This is a genomic window from Litoribrevibacter albus (assembly GCF_030159995.1).
Lineage (GTDB): Bacteria > Pseudomonadota > Gammaproteobacteria > Pseudomonadales > Litoribrevibacteraceae > Litoribrevibacter > Litoribrevibacter albus.
This window is the reverse complement of record NZ_BSNM01000003.1, coordinates 390,239-410,915: the sequence shown is the minus strand read 5'-3', so window position 1 is coordinate 410,915 and position 20,677 is coordinate 390,239. Positions and strand designations below refer to the sequence as shown.

Sequence of the window (20,677 nt, the reverse complement as noted above, 5' to 3'; positions counted from 1 at the left end):
AAAGGATAAATTCAGAAAGTGCACAGACAATTAGATATCAAAGACCTCCACAACAGGTACAGTCAAACAAATGGAAAGAGGCGGTTTTCTCCAGGATGAATCACATTGAATCACGGATGGAAGGCACAAAACATGAACAATCAACTCACTGATCACCAACAACGAACTGTTTATATGGAAGAGCTGTCGAATCCAGGCTGGGTTCCTTTCGATCTGGTGGAGATTGATCATTCCATATGGGTGGATTGGCGTTTCATCGGGGAAACCAGGCTACTTGAACCGAGATTTGAAGTCACTGTTCGCCGCCACGCGCCTACTGTTCACACCCCTACTGTTCACACCCCTACTGTTCACACCCCTACTGTTCACACCCCTACTGTTCATACGCCTTCTATTCATACCCCTTTTAACGCTGCTCCTCGATCATTTCTAACAGGTATCGAGGCTCTGGATGATTCTCCATCCGGAGACATTCTGCCCTTGGCAGGTATCATCTTTCACGCCTCTCGCTGTGGTTCCACGCTTCTGAGTCAGCTGTTTGCAACATCCTCCCGGCTATCTGTACTCTCCGAACCTCCGATTATTGAATCACTGATTGACTGGAGTTCTCGTCAAGGTGGGTACCACTTGAAGCGTCTGACGGCACGCCTGGGAAATGCCATTGCCTATCTCACCCGTTGCCGACGTAAAGGTGAAGAGCGGTCTCTGCTCAAGGTTGAAAGTCAGCAGATTCTTGACCAGCCATTATTCAAATCCTTGTATCCAGAGGTTCCCTGGATATTTCTGTATCGAGAACCCGAGGCCATTTTATTTTCGCAGTTTTGCCAAAGAGGGAGACAGATGGTGCCTGGGATGATCAACCCAACAAGACTTGATCGCCAACCGAGTGAGATTGATCCTGCAAAACTGGATGACTATTGTGCGTTGGTCACTGAAAAGACGTTTTCAGCAGCATTGGACTCACTGGCAGAATCAGGTAAGAACACTGTACATTATAAGCAGTTACCGGATTATGCATGGCAAAAAGCCAATCAGTTATTTTCTGTTGGACTGACCCAAGAAGACATAGAGAGCATGAGGCAACGTTGCCAATTTAATTCAAAGAGTTCTAGCCTGCAGTTTTCTGGCGGAACTTCGCAGAAAGTCATGCCAGAGTTTCTTAAGAAACTGGCTCGTGGGAAGCTGAAAGATATGTATCTGCAGCTAAATTCGGCTAGTAACTAGGGGGCCAAGCCCCCTATCAGTTTAATTTCGTGATGGAAACAGTCCTTCCAGAGCAATACAGAAATTCATCACCAGGAAGGGCTGCCGATTTTCATGGGGTTGACTCTGACCGGCTGGGTCCAAGGCATTCTCCGCCATTGACGTGAGGTTTGAGTCCGGGTTCGCGTATCCTTCGATCGTTCCACCCGGGAAACGCATTGCGGAAGGATAAGACTTGTCACTTGGAGTGGACTGAAGCTTTGGTGGAAGAAAGTCGGTTGATACATAGCCGGTATGATCGTGCTTTGGCGTTGTTAGCTCAGTCAATTCGACCGTATTTGTGCCAACCACATCTCCCAAATTACGACGGTGAAGACCAGGACCGGTCCCTTGGCCCATAGCCGCCCGTCGGGTGAGGTCAGGGAGGCCCATAGTGGTATTTCCGTTGCCACCGTACAAAGTACCGATAATGGCATAAAGTGCCGGGTTTTGGCCGATGGGTAAAATCTGACCGCTACACCAGGCCCAGAACTCGGGTGGGAAAGTGCAGGGAAAGATTCTTATCTCTCCTATAAACGGCTCTGCCATGATTAATATCTCCTTAAAAAATGCATTCAGTTCCGGGACGGAAAAATCCCTTTCAGGGCAATAATGAAGCTAATACACGTAGTCGGCATCATGTTGTAGTGGGCACCTCCTCCACCGGCGTCACTGACTGCTTCATCAGCCAGCTCACTCAAGGTTGGCGATGGAAGGGCGGTTGGATTGGTGTAAAGAAGCGCTCCGTCATTGGGAGTGCCTAATACCATCCCTGCGGGATAGTCATATTCCGGCGCACTGGTTGATGCCTGGATGGCATGTTGATGAGCAGGAATCTGATCAACGGTGAGAGCCACTGTTTCTTGTCCGAATACCTGACCTCTTATTCGTGGAGTCAATCCTGGGCCAGCCCCCTGATGAATGGGGATACGTCCGCGAAAATCAGGTATACCGAAACTTGAACGTCCGTCCCCCCCAAAGGCGGTTCCGATAAGGGAATACAATGCCTGTTGATCTGCGATGGCGAGTAACTGGCCGTAGCAAAATGTCCAATGCAACGGGGCAAAATTGCCCCCGAACATACGGATTTCTCCAATAAATGGTTCTGCCATGATTCTATGCCTCCAGAGTTAGTTGCGTGAGGGGTATGTGCCCAACAGAGCCATAACAAAGCCAACCACAACACTGGGTTGGACATTATTGTGGGACTGACCGCCACCTACCGGGCTGCAAGTATTTGGATTAAGTGGAATTAAGCTCTGCGCCGGACTGTAGATAAATACGTTCCCGACTGCAGCGTCAAACGAAGTCGCGAACGTCTTGCTTTGTGTAGGGAGGGGCCGGTAGGTAGAACCGTTGGTTGTAGTAGCGTTCAGAGCATGGGTGTGATAGCCCATCTCAGCAGAATTCAGTCTTACTGTTTCAACCCCGTATGAAAGGCCCTGAGGGTAGGAGCTATGATCTGAATGCACTGGGGTACGACCGCGCAAATCAGGCAAATTAAAATTACTTCGTCCATCACCACCAAACTGAATCCCGAGAAGAGAAAACAATGCGGTGTTCTGTCCGATTGGTAGTGATTGGCCATCACAGTAGGCCCAATGTTCCGGGGCGAAATTAAAACTGATCAGTTTTACTTCACCCATAAATGGTTCGCTCATGCTGTCCTCCGTAAAAAACATGTCATTTTTTTGGAGCAAAGGGCCAGAGATTGCGGGCCCATTCACTTCCCATAGACAAGATCCATTCTTGTATATTCAGGTGTCCTAACTCTTAAGGCGGTTGAAGACCGCTTCGTAGCGTATGCTGTTCTCAACCTCTCGAACTGGCACCAGAAAGATACTCTGTTCGCCCATAACATCATGTTGCAGTGGATAGCAGCCCTGTCCGACGGCAGTTTCTTTAGGACTGCTAAAAATAAGCGAGAAACGTTCTCCTTGCTCGTTGGTCCTGTCTTCAGCCTTGAGAAGTTCCAGCTCCACGTTAATTGCTTCGATTTCAGCTTCAGGATCAGCGTCACGAATACGTGCGGTGAATGTTGTGTTCAGATGTGCGGCAAAATCCGCACAAGTAAGTGTCTTCATTTTGGCTCTCCTGTCGTGAATGAAACGGTAAGATATGGCGTGAATTGGCTCAGTAGCAGGTATGGACTAAGTCGCAGGTATGAACTAAGTAACTGGTATGAATTATGTGACGGGTATGAATAAAGATTTATAACATCTATACATCTGAGTACATGGGCTGTTAGCAGATGCAAATGTTGGATGATTTCTGACGAAATTATTAAAACGTGTAGCGCGGGAGTGCGTGCCGAACAGAGATCTGGACATACCCATACCCCCAGACAAGCATTCTGTCTCCTGCCCTCTAATTCCATTAGATTCCCTATCCCTTGTTCCATTAATCCCTTATCCCTATCGCCTATCGCGACGCAGATTCATTACGTTGGAAAAAGACATCCGTGATGGAAAAAGATAGTCAGCCCAATGCGAAAGCGCCAATAAAAAATGTTCAAAAAATCATCAGTCACATTTATCAGAATCGCCATCGTTTTATAGACCCCCTTTGAATACAAGGGCTGGACATCGCTAACAGGCCGAAAAGCAAGATACGAAGAGTAACAAACTTGTTCATATTTCAACCTTGCTTAAAAAATTAATGGACTATACTCAGAAGAATTGCGGGATTAGCTTCAAACAAGGAACATGGATCGATGTTGATGAGCAAGCGATGTAATATGAATGGACCATCAAGACAGCCTTCATACGACTCAGTGCGGTCGTATAAATTACTTTTCTGTTCATATTTGCCTTCAATACAGGCCAACCTGTATCCGATATCACATTCAAATATCACCTTAACCAGATTGATGCCATGGGAGTCCCCCCGAACGGGATCTTTCCCGATCTGCTCACGGTAACGCGATGTAAACAGCCCTCACATTCAACACTTATACGACTACACGGAAGATCTAAAATGAAAAAGCGTAATATGGTTGCAGCGGTCATACCTGCAGTAATGATTGGCACTCCGGTATGGGCCAGTGCCAGCCGAGGAAGCCGAAGTCGTGGTAAAGTTGAAGTCGAATATACTCAAGCTGAAGTAAACAAACGCTCCGAAGATGCCAATAACATCAATACCCCGTTTGCCGCATATGGTAGTAAATGGGCGAAAAAAGAAAGCGAGCCAACTTCGAATACGCGAGTCACAGAGTTTCTGGCACAACAAGGTTTATTGGATGGACAGGCAGAAAAGCGTGCTATTGAGCCAGGGGTTCGTAAGGTATTCGCATCTTCATGTTTTGTATCAGGTTTTTGTACTACCGGCCTAAGTATCGTCGAGTGTTCCACTGCGGGTGGCGTTTGGTATCCGAGCACCAACGACTGTACTTCCGCCGGCGATACCACCGCTCCTACCTTTCAAAATTCAACACCGTCTGTCAGTAGTATCACCCTGACGGGTGCCACAGTCTCAGTCGATCTCGATGAAGAAGGGACCGCTTACTACGTTGTTGTGGCCGATGGTGCTGGAGCACCAAGTGCTTCTCAGGTAAAAGCCGGGCAAGACAGTGGCGGTGGGGCTGCATTGAAAAGCGGTAGCTTTGCAACCTCAGGCACTACGGGGAGCCAAGCGTTTTCCGGGCTGTCATCGGGCACAGCCTATGATCTGTATGTGGTTGCTCAAGATGATGAAGGAAGCCCTAACCTTCAGGCCTCTGCGACGTTAGTTAATTTTACAACCAGTTCGCCGGACAATGACGGCACCGTCACCGCTTCAGGAACGGTCAGTGAACCCGTGGGACTCAACACCACCGTCGACACCACTGGGGAAGCTGTGAACGTCTTCGATTTCACTATTACCGATGGTGGCAGTGGCGATACCTTGCCACTTACCATATCGGAGCTCTATGTCAGTGTCAGCGGTACCAGCACCGATGTCGAACGTGGCAATATCACCTGGCGCCTTAACGGTAACGATGCCTCTAATGTTGTGGGGAGTTATGACTCAGGGACCGACCGCATCACCTTTTCCTCGTTAAGTATCTCTGTGGCAGATGGCGGCAATGAGACCTACACCATCAACGCATACTACAATGACCCAACAGGGGTGACCGAAGACCATACCGTCATCTTAAGTGTGGATGGTGATACTACTTTTACGGTTGGTGGTTCCAATTCTCAGATGGCTGGCAGCCAGAGTGCTGTTAATAATGGTACGGGAACCACCCTGGATGTGACGGCCACAAAATTAGTCTTCACAACTCAGCCGTCTGGTTCTACCTCAGGGTCTGTTTTGAGTACCCAACCAGTGGTAAAAGCCACAGACGCCAACAGTAATGTGGACGTGGATTTTTCCAGCGACATCACAGTGTCTGAAGCCAGTAGCGGCACTTTGAGCGGCACGACCACGTTATCACCGACAAGCGGTGTTGCAACGTTTAGTAACCTAACTTATACCGCCACTGCGGATCAGGAGAATTTTACTCTGACGGCTTCGGCCACCGGCCTGACTAACGGCACTTCAAATTCAGTCACCTCCGATGTTCAGGCCACCAAGCTGGTGTTCGATACCCAACCCGTTCCATTAACGGTAGGCAGTGGTCAAGCCACTGCATTCACCACTGTACCTGTTGTTTCAGCTCAGGATGCTAATAATGTGGTGGATACCGGCTACTCCACTGACATTACATTGGCAGAAGTGAATGGTGCAGGCTCGGCCACCATGACAGGCACAGGCGATACCGACGGTAATGGAGCCACAGTATCGATTACTCCGTCATCGGGTGTATCCACCTTTACCAGTCTCAGTATTACCTATACGGCTTCCGGCGGGTCATCGGAAACCTTCAACCTTCAGGCCAGTTCTGGGGGATTATCGACCGTAAATAGCAGCCAGATGACAGGATTAGTACCGGATTCGGACGGAGATTTGACCGCTGCCGGCGGGGTGTCTGAGCCAGTAACACTGAACCTGTCGGCGGACACTGTTGGCGAAGCTGTTGATCTCTTTGACTTCACAATCAGTGATGGCGGCACTGCGGATGGCTCGGCCTTGGCTGTTTCGTCCATTGTCGTCAATGTCACCGGAACCAGCAGTGATACCGAAAGAGGGAATATTACATGGCGGTTAAATGGAAGCGATGCTTCCAATGTAACAGGCGTTTATAACGCAGGCTCTGATACCATTACCTTCAGCAGCCTCAGCATTTCAGTGGCTGACGGAGCCAGTGAAACCTATACCGTCAACGGGTACTACAACACCACCAGTGGCATGACCGACGGCAATACAGTGATATTAAGTGTCGATGGCGACACAGATCTCACCGTCAGTGGTACAGGAAGCCAAATGGGAGCAACCTCTGCGGTAACCAATGGATCAGGTACCGTAATCAATGACGATTTAGCCCCCTCCGTTACATCTGTCAGTGTTCCAGCGAATGCGACTTATACTGCGGGCAGTAATCTGGACTTCACCGTCAATTTCAATGAGAACATCACCGTGAATACCGGCGGTGGTACACCTCGTCTGACTTTAACCATAGGCTCAACCACCCGTTATGCCAGCTACCTATCAGGCAGTGGTTCAAGTGCCTTGGTATTCCGTCATACCGTCGTCTCAGGTGATGAGGATTCCGACGGTATCAGCCTCAGCGCCACACTGGATCCAAATTCAGGCACACTTCAGGATGCTGCTGGCAATAATGCAAACACAACGCTCAACTCGGTTGGCAGCCTTACCGCCGTGTTGGTGGATGCAGTAGCACCGACTGTGGCGGAAGTGACAGCGGTCACGACGCCAGGAAATGACACCACACCAAATCTTACCTTCTCTACCACTGAAGCAGGCACCCTCACCGTTGGTGGCAGCTGTGGCAGTGGTGATGAAGGCGCAGTGTCTTCCGGTAATAACACCATTACGCTTACTCAAACCGATAACAGCACAGCTCTCGCTGCAGGCACATACAGTGATTGTACTGTGACCGTGACAGATAGCGCCGGAAATGCCAGTAACGTTTTGACGGCAACGTCTTTCACAATCGATATTACCGCGCCTACGGGTCACTCAGTCTCCTTCGATGACAGCGCCATTAATAATTCCGAAGCATCCAGTCAAAGCTTCACCTTTGCGGGAGGTGAAGTCGGTGCCAGTTACAGCTATACCATCAGTTCCTCCGGAGGTGGCACCAATGTCACCGGTTCCGGCACCTTAGGCACGGCAACCGATCAAATCACCGGGCTGGATCTGTCTGGCTTAGGGGATGGCACCCTCACCTTGTCTGTCACAGTAACCGACACCGCAGGTAATGCCGCCACGGCCGTGACTGACACAGCCACGCTGGATGCAACCTCGCCAAGCGGCCACAGCGTCAGCTTTGACGACACAACGATCAACAATACCGAAGCCTCCAGCCAAAGCTTCACCTTCGCTGGCGGCGAAGTCGGGGCGGGTTACAGCTACACCATCAGTTCCTCGGGCGGTGGCACCAATGTCACCGGCACCGGAACGCTGGCATCGGCAACCGATCAAATTACCGGCCTTGATCTCAGTGGCTTATCGGATGGTGCTCTCACCTTGTCGGTCACAGTGACAGATACTTCTGGCAATGCTGCCACGGCTGTGACGGATACTGCGACCCTGGATACGACCGCTGAAAATGGTCACAGCGTCGCTTTCGATGACAGCGCCATTAACGAGTCAGAAGCATCGAATCAAAGCTTTACCTTTACGGGTGGCGAAGTGGGTGCAGGTTATAGCTATACCATCAGTTCCTCTGGCGGCGGAACTAATGTCACCGGTTCCGGTACCCTCGCAACGGCTACTGATCAGATTGCCAGCCTCGATTTATCGGGCCTTGGTGATGGAACACTGACACTATCGGTGGTTGTTACCGATGCTGCGGGTAATACGGCAACGGCCGTGACCGATACGTCGACGCTCGATACCACAGCCGCCACGGGGCATAGTGTGAGTTTCGATGACAGCGCTATTAATAATTCAGAAGCATCCAGTCAAAGCTTTACCTTTGCAGGAGGTGAAGTCGGTGCCAGTTACAGCTATACCATCAGTTCGTCAGGTGGCGGCACCAATGTCACCGGTTCCGGCACCTTAGGCACGGCAACCGATCAAATCACCGGGCTGGATCTGTCCGGCTTAGGGGATGGCACCCTCACCTTGTCTGTCACAGTAACCGACACCGCAGGTAATGCCGCCACGGCCGTGACTGACACAGCCACGCTGGATGCAACCTCGCCAAGCGGCCACAGCGTCAGCTTTGACGACACAACGATCAACAATACCGAAGCCTCCAGCCAAAGCTTCACCTTCGCTGGCGGCGAAGTCGGGGCGGGTTACAGCTACACCATCAGTTCCTCGGGCGGTGGCACCAATGTCACCGGCACCGGAACGCTGGCATCGGCAACCGATCAAATTACCGGCCTTGATCTCAGTGGCTTATCGGATGGTACTCTCACCTTGTCGGTCACGGTGACTGATACTTCTGGCAATGCTGCCACGGCAGTCACTGATACTGCGACCCTGGATACGACCGCTGAAAATGGTCACAGCGTCGCTTTCGATGACAGCGCCATTAACGCGTCAGAAGCATCGAATCAAAGCTTTACCTTTACGGATGGCGAAGTGGGTGCAGGTTATAGCTATACCATCAGTTCTTCCGGCGGCGGAACCAATGTCACCGGTTCCGGTACCCTCGCAACGGCCACCGATCAGATTGCCAGCCTCAATTTATCGGGCCTTGGTGATGGAACACTGACACTATCGGTGGTCGTCACGGATGCAGCCGGTAACACAGCCACGGCCGTTACCGATACGTCGACGCTCGATACCACAGCCGCCACGGGTCACTCAGTCTCCTTCGATGACAGCGCCATTAATAATTCTGAAGCATCGAGTCAAAGCTTCACCTTTACGGGTGGTGAAGTCGGTGCCAGTTACAGCTATACCATCAGTTCCTCCGGAGGTGGCACCAATGTCACCGGTTCCGGCACCTTAGGCACGGCAACCGATCAAATCACCGGGCTGGATCTGTCCGGCTTAGGGGATGGCACCCTCACCTTGTCTGTCACAGTAACCGACACCGCAGGTAATGCCGCCACGGCCGTGACTGACACAGCCACGCTGGATGCAACCTCGCCAAGCGGCCACAGCGTCAGCTTTGACGACACAACGATCAACAATACCGAAGCCTCCAGCCAAAGCTTCACCTTCGCTGGCGGCGAAGTCGGGGCGGGTTACAGCTACACCATCAGTTCCTCGGGCGGTGGCACCAATGTCACCGGCACCGGAACGCTGGCATCGGCAACCGATCAAATTACCGGCCTTGATCTCAGTGGCTTATCGGATGGTACTCTCACCTTGTCGGTCACGGTGACTGATACTTCTGGCAATGCTGCCACGGCTGTGACGGATACCTCTACGTTGGATACCAACGGACCTAGTCTAAGCAGTAGTTCACCAGCCGACGGTTCCACCACCGCACGCTACGATACGAATCTGACGTTGACCTTCAATGAAACAGTAACGGCCGGGAGCAGCGGCAATCTAGCGATTGCGGTCTATGATGCAAGTGATGACAGTCTGATTGAAAGCAATGACAGCAATTCTGGACAAGTGAACATCAACAGCGCCGAAGTCACTGTGACCTTAGCGACAAACTTGAACGCATCACACAGCTACTATGTTCAAATTGGTTCGGATGCCTTTGAAGACAGCATAGGTAACAAGTATTCAGGGATATCTGATACAACGACGCTGAACTTCACTACAACCAATCTTCAGCCTACTGCGGTCAATGACACCAGCTCTACCAATGAGGAAGATGCGGTAGCAATCAATGTGTTGAGTAACGATTCGGATGAAGATGGCAGCCTTAATGCTGCAAGCGTTACTGTCACCAGTAATCCTTCAAACGGCAGCACCAGTGTGAATACGGGCACAGGGGTTATTACCTATACGCCGAATAGTGACTTCAATGGCACGGATAGCTTCACTTATACCGTTGAAGACAACAGCAGTCTGGCTTCATCGGCGGCTACGGTTACCATCACCGTGAATGCAGTCAATGACGCGCCGGTGGCCGTTGCAGATCTGGTCAGCACCCCTGAAGACACACCTCTGACCATTGATGTTGCCAGTAACGATACCGATGTGGATAGTGGCGATGCCGTTGATTCATCCACCATCACTATTATTAGCAGTCCAAGCGAAGGATCTGCGGTAGTAAATAGCGGTCAGGTGGACTACACACCAAATACAGACTTCAATGGTTCAGATACCTTTACCTACACCATTGAAGACGGTAATGGCGCAACCTCTAATACCGCAACTGTAACCATCAATGTTACCAGTGTTAATGACCTTCCAACCGCGACAGATGACTCTGCCACCGTTGATGAAGACAGTTCTGTCGTCATAAATGTTCTGACCAATGACAGCGACATAGACGGAACTATTGATGCTACGACTGTGTCAGTTCAAACCAGCCCGACCAATGGCGCCACAAGTGTGGATGCAACGACGGGTGAAATCAGCTATACCCCATCAGCCGATTTTAACGGAAGCGACACCTTCACCTATACCGTTAAAGACGATGCGGATGGCACCTCAAATGCGGCAACAATCACTGTGACCGTTACCAGCATTAATGATGCACCGGTTGCAGTGAACGATACGGCAACACTGCTGGAAGATGTGGCCCATACCATCAATGTGTTAGGTAATGACAGCGATGTCGATGGTACCCTTGATGCCACCAGCGTCGAAGTAGTGACCGCGCCTTCGAGTGGTACAACCGTAGTCAACACCACCAGCGGTGCCATCGAATATACGCCAAACAGTGATTTCAATGGTGAAGACACCCTAACCTATCGCGTTCAGGATAATCAGGGTGAGTGGTCATCTCCAGGAACCGTCACTCTGACCGTTCAAGCGGTCAATGATGCGCCTTTAGCTAACGCTGACAGCTATAGCATCGATGAAGATACGCCATCCGTTCTGGATATCCTCAGTAATGACATGGATGTAGATGGCACGTTAGATGTGACTTCTGTTTCTATCGTAACGAATGTCAGTAACGGGTCCCTTACTGATAACGGTGACGGTACGCAAACCTATACTCCTAATACTGATTTCAACGGCTCTGATAGCTTTACCTACAGCGTATTGGACGACAGCAGTGAAAGTTCAGATACGGTCACTGTGGATATCACCGTCTTGTCAGTGAATGATGCCCCAACCATCAGTGGTACACCTACCACAGACATTGTGCAGGACGAGAGCTACAGCTTTACACCTACACTGGGTGATGTTGAAGCAGATGCATTAACGGTCACTGCAACCAATCTACCAAACTGGCTCACACTTGACGCTGCAACCGGTACGTTAACAGGCTCCACCGCAATCGTAGGCACCTACAGCGACATAGTGCTTACGGTTTCAGATGGCAGCGCCAATACCTCACTGGCTTCATTCAGCATTAACGTTGAAGCAGATACCGACAGAGACGGTGTTTCCGATGCGTTAGATAGCGATGACGACAATGACGGTATGACCGATGAGTTTGAACTGGCAAACAACTTCAATCCTCTGGACAGCAGTGATGCGAATGGGGATGCAGACGGTGACGGTGTTACCAACCTGGAAGAACAAACCCAGAACACTAACCCGCTTGCGGATGACTACCCGCCAGTCTTCAGCGCGCTTGCCGCATTGGATATCAATGCCACTGGCTTGTTTACCGAGTTCCCAACACTGACACCACCTGAAGCAATTGACGGATTGGATGGTGTGGTTACAGCTACCTTGGAGAGTGACCAAACTCCTCTAGCCCCTGGTGTGCATGTACTCAGTTGGAGTGCTACGGATGCGGCGGGTAATAGCGTTCAAGCAGAACAAACGCTAAGAGTGTTCCCTCTCATTTCACTGAGTAAAGATCAGCAAATAGGTGAAGGCGGATCTACTCAATTCAGAATCGTTCTTAATGGCACAGCCCCGGTTTATCCATTCAACGTTGCTTATACAGTTTCAGGTACTGCAACCGAGGCGGATCATGATTTGGTGGCCGATACCGTTGTGTTTGATGATCAAGCCGTCGAACAAACGATCACCTTTACGGTAGTGAAAGACAACATCAACGAAGGTAATGAAACCATTGTTGCTCAACTGAGTGGTGAAGGTAACTTCGGTATTAAAGATACCCATACCGCGACCATCGTCGAACAGAATGTGCCCCCTCAAATAACCATCTCTGTTGAACAAGAGGCAAGCGAGGTCAGAATTGTTGCCCAGGATGGAGGAGACGTCAGCTTCACGGCCAATGTATTTGATCCGAACCCGGATGACACCCATACCTATGACTGGAGCTTCCCACAAGCAAGCGTTACGGGCACGAATGAAAGCCTGGCGACGCTGAACCCAGCCAGCCTCACCCCAGGAGTCTATAAGGCAACGGTGACAGTCACTGACAGCGGTAATCCACCACTCGTCAAATCAAGTCATGTTCAGTTCCTTGTTATTCCAGCGGTACCAGTTCTCTCTGACGATTCGGATTCTGACGGCGACTCAATTCCTGATTCAGAAGAAGGATTCGCCGACAGCGATGGGGATGGTCAGCCTAATTACCTGGATAGCGTCCCTCTTCCGAACGTACTTAACGAAAACATCACCGATGGAAGTGTCTTCCTGATTGAAGCCGATCCTGGTGTCCAACTGGCTATTGGCAGCCTGGCCCTAAATAATGGTGCCGATGGTGCAGGTCTCAGCAACGATGACATTCAAACTGAGTCAACGATTCCGAACGACAATATCAGCAATGTTGGTGGCTATTTTGACTTTGTTGTCAGTGAACTTCCGCAAGAGGGAGACAGCGTTAAAGTCGTTATTCCGCAGCGACAAGCGATACCGGAAAACCCGGTCTATCGTAAGTTCCATCAAGGCAGCTGGTTTACCTTTGTAGAAGATGCCAATAACGCACTGGCTTCTGCTCCGGGTGAATCAGGTTTCTGCCCTCCTCCTGGTAGCAGTGAATACCAGCCAGGATTGACCACAGGTCACTGGTGTGTTGAGTTAACCATCGAAGATGGCGGACCTAACGATTCAGATCAATTGACCAATGGCAGTGTGGAAGATCCGGGCGGTGTTGGAGCTCTTAGCGCGAGTGTAGAAGACAGCAGTCGTTCAATATTCAGCAAAGGAAGCGGCGGCGGTGCCATCGGTAATGGGCTTCTGATATTGCTTGGATTGCTGATTCTGCAATCTAGGCGTCGTTCACAGCTTGAGCTGCAGTCCCGTAAATCAGGAGTGAAAAGATGATGGTCATCTAACCTGAAAGGTCAAAGAAGGATGTGGCTATCCAAGAGATAACCACATCCTTTAAACACTTACCTTCTTCGCTTCAGCTATGATATCCGTAAGCATAACCAATGGGTTCAACTTACGGATATCAGCTATTCATAATTACCGCCAGAGGACATCTATTACCAGATGACTTCCTTCCCCTGCTCCACAACCATGCCAGATACAACGCTTGTGGTAATAACATGAATGTCATTAAGAGGCGTCTGAAAATAACAGGCAAGCGCTTTAGCCAACCCCAGTTGCAGTGACGAAACCTCTTCCGCCGACCACAGTGTCGGTAAGAATAAATGAGCCATGACAGCATACCGGTTGCCATACTGTTCATCGCTATAAACAATATTCATTGTCATGTGTTCAGAGGATTTACTGGATGCGTCTGCCCAAAGTTCAACTAAGCCATAGGTCTCATCGACCTGCTCTATGAAATCCTTATTCACAACACAATTTGCTATTGGCATAACATACATCCAGATTGGCATATCAAGAAAATCTGCCGGTTTTTGAAAAGTAAAAAGACCAGAGATCAGGTAAATATAGTGAAAACATCCAAATGCCGATAAGTTTTCATCTCTTTTATCCGCACTATTCGCTATAACTCTTTATAATCATTGAAGTTTGAATACAGGTAAGGGAGACAACGATATGAAAGCTCTATTCGTAATTGCGGCAGCTGTTGCACTGAGTAGTTGCTCTGATTCCATGCACTCTCATATGACGGACTACAGTAAATCGAGCTATCAAAGCACTGGAGAACGCATTTATCTGACCGGCCAGTCTGACTCTAACAGCCCAATACAAGCCGTCGGTGGCCATCATCACATGCAAATGCACGGAGGCAGTTGTGCTACCTGTCACGGCCCGGATCGGCAAGGAGGCCAACGCATGTGGCCCTGGTTTTGGGAAACAGCCCCGGCATTAACAGCCCATGCGTTGTCAGGTGATCACAGCGGAGATGGCCATCATCATGAAACATACGATGAACGTTCATTGAAACGAGCAATTGTGGAAGGCATTCGTCCTGATGGAGAAGCACTTGATGAGCTAATGCCAAGATGGCAAATGTCTGATCGGGATTTAAATGCGTTGGTACACTATTTACTGGAGAAAACACCCCATCCTCATAACGATACCGATGCTCACCAAGATTGACGCCCAGGAGAAACGACAAATGACTTCCGGCTGGATTAAACCAAAAGCGTTATCCCAATACCCTTGGTATGTTCGTCTGTTTTTCCGGAATCAAAAGCGTCGCTATGGGGAAGTATTAGAGCCTGGAAAACTCTGGGGCAGATCACCCAAGGTATTTACCGCAGTCGCATTACTTTACGGAGCTCTGGATCGAAAAAGCTCCCCTATTTCACCGGCGTTGCGCTCACTGCTTACTGTCCGAATCTCACAAATTAATCACTGCGCTTTTTGTGTCGACATCAATTCAATGATGGTATCGCGTCGGGGCAACAGTGAACAACAATTAGATGAGTTGGAAACCTTTAGGGACAGCAATCAATTCTCAGACAAAGAAAAGGCGGCATTGAATTACGGAGAAGCAATCACCTATTCCGACCGTCAGGTCACTGATCATGACCGACATTGGTTAGAACAGTATTTCTCGGAAGATGAGATCATCGAATTAACGGCAATTATTTCCTTTCAAAACCTATCCAGTAAATTCAATGCTGCACTCGATGTGCCACCTCAAGGATTCTGCCAGATTAAACCTAAACGGCCCTCCAACGAACTCTAGGGAAACTCTGGCTAGATTATCAATACTCAAGACAGTGCCCATCATTGAAAACAGATCCTTATCTGTTTTCAATTTTGTCCAAGATTTCATAAAAACCATGTATAATGTGCGCCTTTCTAATCCATATAAGAGAGAACAGCATGACTTCTACTTTGCCTCCTTGCCCTAAATGTCAGTCTGAATACGTGTATCAAGACCAGGACATGCTGATTTGCCCGGAGTGTGCGAACGAGTGGAACCCGAATGAAGCCGCCGTGGACGAAGATGCGTTGATCCTGAAAGACGCTAATGGAACCCTGCTGAGCGAAGGCGATAAAGTAACGCTGATTAAAGACCTTAAAGTAAAAGGCAGCTCAACCGTTTTGAAGATCGGCACCAAAGCAACTATCAAACGCTTTGTAGATGGCGACCATGACATTGACTGTAAAGTTGATGGTGCCGGCGACATGATGCTGAAATCTCAGTTTGTTAAGAAAGCATAAGACACGCCTGCCTTCGACGAATGAATAAGATCGCAAACCAGCGATCTTATTCAACCTGTCAGCTGCTGTGGTATCCGTGAATTCACCACGCTAATAGACCCTGCCCATCCCCGAACACTAGTGCCAGCCTAATCTCAGCTAGTAAATCCATCACTCAGATTCCTGAATGAAGCGATCCAGAAACCGGACTTTATAAACTGGTCATTCCGACTACACTGAAACCAACGATCAAATGGCCAACAGTAAGACACTCAATTAACAAGACCATGCATGAATAAAACCTGACCGGTGGACGGGAATTATGAAAGGGATTGTATTCACAGAGTTTTTTAACATGGTTGAGGAGCAGTATGACCTCGACATGGTGGATCAGCTCATTGAGTTAACCAACACAGCATCTGGCGGAGCCTATACCTCTGTAGGCACCTATGATTACCAGGAGTTGGTTGAACTGATTACTAAGTTAAGTGAAATAAGTCAGTGCCCTGTTAACGAATGGCTTCATAAATTCGGCCAATACCTTGCCCGAACCTTTTCCGAAAAGTTTTCTGATTTTTATACGAATTGTGATTCTGCGTTGAGCCTTCTTAAAGAAGTCGAAGAACACATTCACGTGGAAGTTCGCAAGCTCTACCCTGATTCTGAACTGCCTACCTTCAAGCATGAATCCTCGCAGAACGGGGAGTCGATCTTTATTTATCAATCCAGCAGAAATCTGGCGGATCTGGCTCAGGGGCTGATTGTAGGAAGCGCTGAATTCTATAATCAAATCCTTGAGATAACCCGGGAAGACAGTGTCGATCAAGGGCTTTATCAAAGCATCTTCAAAATAACGGTATCTTCAAAATAAAAGTGCTCTAACTATGGATGATCAAGACAACAAGTGGCAAAAGCGATACGAAAGGGAAAAACGCGCTCGTTTAATGGCCGAGTCATTACTTGAAAAGAAAAGCCTTGAGTTACATACCATCAATCTCAAGCTGGAGCAGTCGATTGCGTTCATGGAGGAAAGAGTAAAACTTCGTACCCAAGAACTGGAAAATGCGCGCGACGATGCCATCAAAGCGAATAAAGCGAAGTCCCAATTTCTAGCCAATATGAGTCACGAAATCAGAACACCTCTGAATGGCATCATGGGAATGCTTCATCTACTGCGTAAAACAGAACTGAACGAACACCAGATACACTTCATTAAGACCGCGTCCACCTCCAGTGATCTGTTACTCTCCGTTATTAACGACATTCTGGACTTCTCGAAAATTGAAGCGGGTAAACTAACCCTCGAAACCATTGAATTCAACCTGATAGAACTGCTAGAAGAAACGGCCACCTTACTCGTGAATGCAGCGGAAGAAAAAATGCTGCAATTTAACTGTAATTTTGATTCGGCCTTACCCTACCGGGTAGAAGGTGACCCTACCCGACTCAGCCAAGTGCTGATCAATCTTCTAAACAATGCAATAAAATTCACCGATCACGGCGAAGTATCTTTCACAGTTCATCAAGATCCTGATGGCATATGCTTCGAGGTGAAAGACACTGGCATTGGCATCAGTCCCAAACAACAGGAGTATCTCTTCAAACCCTTCTCCCAGGTTGATAGCTCCCACAGTCGGCAGTATGGAGGGTCAGGATTAGGGCTGGTAATTTGCCGACACCTGGTTCATGCGATGGGTGGCACCATAGATGTTACCAGCAAGAAAAATGAAGGTTCCGAGTTCTATTTTAAAGTCGAACTGCCTGTCATTACTAAAGTCGCCCCACAACAGGAAATAATGACTCTAGAAGGCGAACGAATCCTCATTGTCGACGACAGCCCCGTCAGCATTAAAGTCCATTCCAAAATTATCGAGCCCTGGCAGCCAGATAAACTGGACACCACGAATAACGCTATGGAAGCTTTGCGACTACTTGAGAACGCGGCCGAATCTGGTCAGCCATATACAGTTGCACTCATTGATATGCAGATGCCTGAAATGGATGGCTCACAACTGGTCAAAGAAATCAGGAACAACCCAGACATAGCTAACACCAGTCTGATCATTATTTCTTCCATGCAGAGAAAACCAGATATTTCTGATATTCAGGGCTGGCTAAAAAAACCAGTCAGACAAATCGACTTATACAACGCTATTGCCAGCGCGATAGGTAAAGAAACGCTTTCTCCAGACTTGCCTTCCAACATTCAATCCAGAGATAGTGGTTCTTGTTACAGTTTCTCAGGCCAGAAAGTTCTGGTCGTTGAGGATAACCTGATCAATCAGGTAGTGATCAGTGAACTCTTATCCGACTGCGGACTCGACATCCACATTGTCAATAATGGCGCTACCGCGATCAAACGAGTGGAAAATGACCCCTTTGATTTGATTCTTATGGACATTCAAATGCCGGTGATGGACGGCCTTGAAGCGACCCGCCAAATACGTGCAAAGGGAGGCCACTATTCGACCCTTCCTATTCTGGCACTGACCGCTAACGTCTTAAGCGATGATATACAAACCTACATAAATGTCGGAATGAATGGTCATATCAGCAAACCCATTGATCACGAAGAGCTGTTTACCACCCTGGCAGGATGGTTAAACGCTGAAAAAGTCAGTGATAGAACAGCCTCGCTTATCGAGCCACCGCTGTATGAATTATTTGCTGAAACCCTGCCCGGATTAGATTTTTCAGAAGGTATGAAACGCCTAAAAGGAAATCTGTCGGTTTATAAAAACATCCTCACAACCTTTCTGGATTCAAATCGAAACACAGCCGCTCAAATAAAACAGCTGATTCAGCAAGATCAGTGGCTCGAATGCACTGCCATAACCCACGGATTAAAAGGCAGCGGAGGTAATCTGGGCGCCTACGAAGTGTATGAGCAGGCCGCAGACCTTGAGCGTCTTTGCCGCAGCAAAAACAAGCCAGAGGCACTGACGCTCTGTTCTAAACTAGACATCAGCCTCCAAAAGCTAATATCAGGTATGGAGAGTCTCAAGTTGCGTGATTGGTTAGAAGATTCAGCGCCAAGCGTTGAATCAGACTTATTGTCAGAGCTCCCCCCCAAAAAGGTTCTGATTCAAAAGTTTATTGATTATCTGGACTCGGATATTTCTGAAGCACAAAGCACGCTAAAACAGTTAAGAATACAGAACCATACAGAGAGCATCAGCAGCACATTACAAACCTTAGAAGTGACTCTGGATAACTTCGATATTGATCAGGCCAGACATATCGCCACACAAATATTGGCGGAAGAAGTTGAGGATGAAGCATGACGGCAAAGAAAAAACGAATATTGATCGTAGATGACTCAGCATCAGATATTCATTTACTCATGGAAAACCTGAAGCAGGAATATGCCGTCATCGTGGCAAGAAGCGGAGCCAAAGCAATGGAAATGGCAATGAGCGCAGCAAAACCAGACATCATTTTACTGGATGTGGTTATGCCGGAAATGGACGGGTATGAAACCTGTAGGCAGCTCAAGAACAACGCAAAAACACGAGATATTGATGTCATTTTCGTATCAGCTCACGACACCATCGAGGAAAAATTAGCAGGATACGATGCTGGCGGTTGTGATTACCTGATCAAACCCGTTGAACCACTCGCCCTACTCGCCAAAATCAAACTCGCAATAAAAAACAGCGAAACCAAAAAAGAAATCGAAAACGATAAAACCTATGCCGTAAAAACCGCAATGACGGCAATGTCTAACGCTGGGGAGCAAGGCGTTGTTCTTCAATTCCTACGTAACAGCTTTACCGCCAATACAAGATCCAAGCTTTTAGACATGGTCGCAGACGCCTTGAATAACTTCGATCTCGCGTACTCAATATTACTCGGCTCAGATGAACAAGCCATCACCAAAAGTTCCAATGGCGACCTCCCTCCCTTGGAAAAAGAACTGCTAACCCGAATGTCGGCAAAGGAACGGATTAAAGAACATCGTCAACGGTCTATTTTTAAATTTGGTGACGTTGGATTGCTCATTAAAAATATGCCCGAAGACGATGAAAAACGAGGTCGAATACGCGACCACATCGCCATCTTACTTGAAGGGACTGCAGTAAAACTCAACTCCCTCAAGGCAGGTAGCCAACTGGCCGAAATTGTTGAAGATGCGAACACTGCCCTCAGTAACATCGAACAACAGCAACGCCAGCATAAAGAGACAGCCCAAAAAATTATGGATCAGGTTCTCACGGAAATAGAAACGGGGATTCACCAGTGGTCATTGACGTATGAACAAGAAAACCAGTTGATTCAACTGGTTCAAGGAGCGATAGAAAAATCCCTTTCTCATATGGAACAAGGACTAAAAATTGATGAGAACATGCACAGCATTATTTCCAGATTGGCTGAGACTTAAAGCAAACAGCTTGTGTTACAGGCCTCAGCCAATACCAAAAGGTTACTCTCTATCGTCATAAGCTTTGCGAGCACATTTAATTTCTTCATGGTGAGAGTCAGCCCAAGACACCAATTGATATAACGGCTTAACTAAATCCCGGCCCAAATCTGTTAATGCATACTCTACTTTAACAGGTACTTCAGGGTACACCGTTCTGCTGACAAACCCTTCCCTCTCTAAAGAGCGTAAGGTATGAGTTAGCATCCGCTGAGATATGCCTATCACTCTTGATTTCAACGAATTGAATCTGTCCTCACCATCCACCAACGCAAACAAAATAAGCATCGACCATTTATCACCAATTTGTGCAACTACATTACGAATTGGGCATTCATCATTATTCTCAAAGGTTCGCCTTTCCATCTGTTTATTAGCCGCCACTGCGCTCTCCTCTTCATGCCTTCTGTTTTGAATGTGGGTTACTAAAATGTGCCT

At 48.4% G+C, this 20,677-nt stretch carries 14 protein-coding genes; 8 read left to right on the top strand and 6 right to left on the bottom strand.

Translation table 11 applies throughout. The annotated features are described in order from the left end of the window. The first annotated feature begins 132 nt into the window (after positions 1-132). Positions 133-1,224, top strand: coding sequence for a hypothetical protein (locus tag QQL66_RS03625; RefSeq protein WP_284378866.1), 1,092 nt, complete (start codon positions 133-135; stop codon positions 1,222-1,224). A 21-nt stretch (positions 1,225-1,245) separates the two neighbouring features. Here QQL66_RS03625 and QQL66_RS03620 read toward each other — a convergent pair whose 3' ends face one another. The 4 genes from QQL66_RS03620 to QQL66_RS03605 form a co-directional block, all read right to left on the bottom strand. Continuing rightward, positions 1,246-1,791 carry a phage tail protein gene (locus tag QQL66_RS03620; protein ID WP_284378863.1) on the bottom strand — a complete coding sequence of 182 codons (546 nt, stop codon included), beginning with the start codon at positions 1,789-1,791 and terminating at the stop codon, positions 1,246-1,248. Positions 1,792-1,817: 26 nt separating this feature from the next. Beyond that, entirely contained in the window at positions 1,818-2,324 is a 507-nt protein-coding gene (locus tag QQL66_RS03615) for a phage tail protein (RefSeq protein ID WP_284378861.1), read from the bottom strand. Positions 2,325-2,372: 48 nt separating this feature from the next. After that, positions 2,373-2,903 carry a phage tail protein gene (locus tag QQL66_RS03610; protein WP_284378858.1) on the bottom strand — a complete coding sequence of 177 codons (531 nt, stop codon included), beginning with the start codon at positions 2,901-2,903 and terminating at the stop codon, positions 2,373-2,375. A gap of 105 nt (positions 2,904-3,008) precedes the next feature. Beyond that, positions 3,009-3,326 (bottom strand): DUF6916 family protein, encoded by a 318-nt coding sequence (locus QQL66_RS03605; RefSeq protein ID WP_284378856.1) that lies wholly within the window; start codon positions 3,324-3,326, stop codon positions 3,009-3,011. A gap of 892 nt (positions 3,327-4,218) precedes the next feature. On the opposite strand from QQL66_RS03605, the gene QQL66_RS03600 reads away from it, so the two are divergent. Further along, the gene (locus QQL66_RS03600) at positions 4,219-13,569 is read left to right on the top strand and encodes a beta strand repeat-containing protein (RefSeq protein WP_284378854.1); all 9,351 of its coding nucleotides are present in this window, start codon (positions 4,219-4,221) and stop codon (positions 13,567-13,569) included. A gap of 164 nt (positions 13,570-13,733) precedes the next feature. On the opposite strand, the gene QQL66_RS03595 is transcribed toward QQL66_RS03600, so the two are convergent. Beyond that, positions 13,734-14,072, bottom strand: a complete 339-nt coding sequence (locus QQL66_RS03595) for a hypothetical protein (protein WP_284378853.1) — start codon at positions 14,070-14,072, stop codon at positions 13,734-13,736. 184 nt (positions 14,073-14,256) lie between these two features. Here QQL66_RS03595 and QQL66_RS03590 point away from each other — a divergent pair, with 184 nt between their 5' ends. The 6 genes from QQL66_RS03590 (at position 14,257) to QQL66_RS03565 (ending at position 20,200) form a co-directional block, all read left to right on the top strand. Continuing rightward, the gene (locus QQL66_RS03590; RefSeq protein WP_284378851.1) at positions 14,257-14,763 is read left to right on the top strand and encodes a c-type cytochrome; all 507 of its coding nucleotides are present in this window, start codon (positions 14,257-14,259) and stop codon (positions 14,761-14,763) included. 19 nt (positions 14,764-14,782) lie between these two features. After that, entirely contained in the window at positions 14,783-15,358 is a 576-nt protein-coding gene (locus QQL66_RS03585; protein WP_284378848.1) for a carboxymuconolactone decarboxylase family protein, read from the top strand. Between the two features lie 140 nt (positions 15,359-15,498). Beyond that, positions 15,499-15,840, top strand: a complete 342-nt coding sequence (locus QQL66_RS03580) for a zinc ribbon domain-containing protein YjdM (RefSeq protein WP_284378847.1) — start codon at positions 15,499-15,501, stop codon at positions 15,838-15,840. A gap of 301 nt (positions 15,841-16,141) precedes the next feature. Then, positions 16,142-16,690, top strand: a complete 549-nt coding sequence (locus QQL66_RS03575; protein WP_284378844.1) for a heme NO-binding domain-containing protein — start codon at positions 16,142-16,144, stop codon at positions 16,688-16,690. Positions 16,691-16,703: 13 nt separating this feature from the next. Next, positions 16,704-19,103, top strand: coding sequence for a hybrid sensor histidine kinase/response regulator (locus tag QQL66_RS03570; protein ID WP_284378843.1), 2,400 nt, complete (start codon positions 16,704-16,706; stop codon positions 19,101-19,103). After that, the gene (locus tag QQL66_RS03565; protein WP_284378841.1) at positions 19,100-20,200 is read left to right on the top strand and encodes a response regulator; all 1,101 of its coding nucleotides are present in this window, start codon (positions 19,100-19,102) and stop codon (positions 20,198-20,200) included. Before QQL66_RS03570 ends, QQL66_RS03565 begins: the two co-directional genes overlap by 4 nt. 42 nt (positions 20,201-20,242) lie before the next feature. On the opposite strand, the gene QQL66_RS03560 is transcribed toward QQL66_RS03565, so the two are convergent. After that, positions 20,243-20,623 carry a winged helix-turn-helix transcriptional regulator gene (locus QQL66_RS03560; protein WP_348524830.1) on the bottom strand — a complete coding sequence of 127 codons (381 nt, stop codon included), beginning with the start codon at positions 20,621-20,623 and terminating at the stop codon, positions 20,243-20,245. Between the last annotated feature and the right edge of the window lie 54 nt (positions 20,624-20,677).

Bases quoted from the DNA above. Each gene is read 5' to 3' on its own strand.
- QQL66_RS03625 (WP_284378866.1), top strand. From the start codon at position 133: ATGAACAATCAACTCACTGATCACCAACAACGAACTGTTTATATGGAA.
- QQL66_RS03620 (WP_284378863.1), bottom strand. From the start codon at position 1,791: ATGGCAGAGCCGTTTATAGGAGAGATAAGAATCTTTCCCTGCACTTTC.
- QQL66_RS03615 (WP_284378861.1), bottom strand. From the start codon at position 2,324: ATGTTCGGGGGCAATTTTGCCCCGTTGCATTGGACATTTTGCTACGGC.
- QQL66_RS03610 (WP_284378858.1), bottom strand. From the start codon at position 2,903: ATGAGCGAACCATTTATGGGTGAAGTAAAACTGATCAGTTTTAATTTC.
- QQL66_RS03605 (WP_284378856.1), bottom strand. From the start codon at position 3,326: ATGAAGACACTTACTTGTGCGGATTTTGCCGCACATCTGAACACAACA.
- QQL66_RS03600 (WP_284378854.1), top strand. From the start codon at position 4,219: ATGAAAAAGCGTAATATGGTTGCAGCGGTCATACCTGCAGTAATGATT.
- QQL66_RS03595 (WP_284378853.1), bottom strand. From the start codon at position 14,072: ATGCCAATAGCAAATTGTGTTGTGAATAAGGATTTCATAGAGCAGGTC.
- QQL66_RS03590 (WP_284378851.1), top strand. From the start codon at position 14,257: ATGAAAGCTCTATTCGTAATTGCGGCAGCTGTTGCACTGAGTAGTTGC.
- QQL66_RS03585 (WP_284378848.1), top strand. From the start codon at position 14,783: ATGACTTCCGGCTGGATTAAACCAAAAGCGTTATCCCAATACCCTTGG.
- QQL66_RS03580 (WP_284378847.1), top strand. From the start codon at position 15,499: ATGACTTCTACTTTGCCTCCTTGCCCTAAATGTCAGTCTGAATACGTG.
- QQL66_RS03575 (WP_284378844.1), top strand. From the start codon at position 16,142: ATGAAAGGGATTGTATTCACAGAGTTTTTTAACATGGTTGAGGAGCAG.
- QQL66_RS03570 (WP_284378843.1), top strand. From the start codon at position 16,704: ATGGATGATCAAGACAACAAGTGGCAAAAGCGATACGAAAGGGAAAAA.
- QQL66_RS03565 (WP_284378841.1), top strand. From the start codon at position 19,100: ATGACGGCAAAGAAAAAACGAATATTGATCGTAGATGACTCAGCATCA.